We start from the raw sequence: 2436 nt of genomic DNA, 5'->3' as shown, positions 1-2436 counted from the left end.
CGAGCCCTCGGAAAGCATAGCGCCTGGAGCGTAAATCAACAGCCTATGTTAACACAGCCTTTTCTTTTCTAAATAATCATTCAGCATGAATGGAACCAATAAGTAGGTTGGCAATTTGAACTATTTTTTCGTACTGTTCTGTTTCCACGTAGTGATGGTACAGTTCTTTACCGTACCTGTTCGTAAGCAATTCACTGTTACTGGAAGTGAAGTATGGAAGTGCCTCCTCCTCTATGCATTGGTAATATTGTTCGTCATTTTCCTCTATCCGGTGGATAAGGAGCTTAAATACAATTTTATAAACTTTAGTGTCTAATTTTTGGGCCATCGACAGCCCTTCTCGAGCATGTTTAAGCAGCTCCGCTTTACGCATAAGTCTACCTTCTAAGCAACATTTCAGATAATTGTTCCAACGCTGAAGGTATAGAACAGAAGGCCTATCCACAAGACGAAGTGACTCCTTAAAAGACTTTTTGGCATTTTGATAATCTTTTCTTCTGTAATACTCATAGCCTAAATTGTTTAGAAGCATCGTTTTCTTATCAGGTATATTCAGTAATTCACAATTATGAATCAACTTTTGATACGCTGCTTCCACTTCTTTGAAATCAGTTTCAATATTGTTTCCAAGCGAAATAAGCATAATGGATTCTGCCATAATGGCTCCTAAGAAGTTATCAATTTCTTTATAGTACCGTAGTGCTTTTTCCGCATAGGAATAGGCCAATACATAAGAATTCATCCATTGATATGCGGCCGCCAAATGGTAATAGTATTCGAGATTACCATACTCATTCCGATCAATTTCCTTCAAAATGGTGATGGCCTTTTGGTAACTTTCCGTTTTCGAATGTCTGTAATTGAGCAGGTAATAGATTCCCCATATATGCCGGTACAGATTCCTTTCGTATGCAGGAAGGTCAGGGTAGTCGCTTTGGACATGAGTTAAAAATGCATACGTCATTTTGAAATCCTGCTTCAGGAGAAAATACCTTGCCAGCAGCAAGTTGTACAAGGCAGCATAAGAGGAAGACCCAATAATCGGGGTCGATTCAAGTTCCTTTTTGATTTCCTCGACTTCCTTCATTCTCCGCATGATGATTACCTTATGCCAGTAATGAAGCTGATTCCCCAGGTTCTCAAACCGCTGGACCTCTTTTTCGATATCGATCTGTAATCGCTCTGAAAACAATGAGATGATCTCTGACGCATAGGGAGTTTGTCCCCGTTCTATTTTGCTTACATGGGTAACCGAGCAAATTCCCCTGCCTAACTCCTCTTGAGTAAGCCCCACTATTTGACGGTAAAATTTAATAATTTCCCCAACTGACATCTAACTCTCCCCTTACAAAATCTATGTAATCTTTTCCTTTTACAATAAGAAAATACCCCATTTCAGGATTCTGACATAGTAGGACTATTCTAGTTTATAGGCTTGTTCATTGCCTTGCCAAAAGGATATTGACTTAATTTTTAGAATCTTCCTGCATAATTTAACAGGACAAAAGATGTATATCTTATGTAACAAAGAAAACGGAAAACTTTCCCACCACAGAATCAAAAGTTCAATCTCTTGACATCGAGATAAATCTGTATTATATTTATCTCGAATTAAAAATATATAACTTAATAATATTTTGATTCAAAAGACTTGAATTTGAAAAACCTAAATAGATAAAAATCACAGCAAGGGGTGGACAGCATGGGTTTTTTTAACAAATTATTTGGTACAACAACTAAGGAGGAAGAAACAATGACAAATCCAAAATTAAAAATAGGTATTATTTTAGGAAGTACACGTCAAGGACGTGTTAGCCCGCAAGTAGGAGAATGGGTAAAAGGAATCGCTGATCAACGTGGAGATGCAGACTATGAAATCGTTGATATCTCAGAATACAACTTGCCATTCTTAGGCACTACTGATGGAACAGAACCAGGAATTGCCGCTTGGAATCAAAAACTTGCAAGTTTAGATGGATTTGTATTCGTTGTGCAAGAATACAACCACAGCATTACTGGCGCATTAAAAAATGCAATTGATTTCGCACGTGAAGCTTGGTACAACAAAGCTGCTGGTATCGTAAGCTATGGTTCAACAGGCGGAGCACGTGCTGCTGAACACTTACGTGGAATCCTTGGCGAAGTAAAAGTTGCTGACGTTCGTACACATCCAACATTGTCTTTATTCACTGACTTTGAAAACGGATCTGTATTCAAACCAGCTGATTTACATCAAACAAACATGACTGCAATGCTTGACGAAGTTATCGCTTGGAGCGGCGCTTTAAAAACAATTCGTTAATGATCAGGCACCACGTAAAGTAACCCCGTACTAACCCTTTTGGGTTACGGGGTTACTTTTTTCTTTTTATAAGGCTATGTTAAAGCACATTATTGATATTGGCACTCTGTTGATTTGTGTGGAAGGCGCGAGAC

Annotated in this window: 2 protein-coding genes; one reads left to right on the top strand and one right to left on the bottom strand. The window is 38.5% G+C overall.

Annotated elements, in window-relative coordinates:
* Positions 1-76: 76 nt before the first annotated feature.
* The gene (locus CHI06_RS00830; protein WP_095246522.1) at positions 77-1333 is read right to left on the bottom strand and encodes a helix-turn-helix domain-containing protein; all 1257 of its coding nucleotides are present in this window, start codon (positions 1331-1333) and stop codon (positions 77-79) included.
* Positions 1334-1702: 369 nt separating this feature from the next.
* Here CHI06_RS00830 and CHI06_RS00825 point away from each other — a divergent pair, with 369 nt between their 5' ends.
* Positions 1703-2302, top strand: coding sequence for an NADPH-dependent FMN reductase (locus CHI06_RS00825; protein ID WP_095246521.1), 600 nt, complete (start codon positions 1703-1705; stop codon positions 2300-2302).
* The last annotated feature ends 134 nt before the right edge of the window (positions 2303-2436 follow it).

Source organism: Bacillus sp. 7884-1 (genome assembly GCF_002272245.1).
Classification (GTDB): Bacteria; Bacillota; Bacilli; order Bacillales; family Cytobacillaceae; genus Neobacillus.
This window is presented reverse-complemented; position numbering and strand designations above follow the sequence as displayed.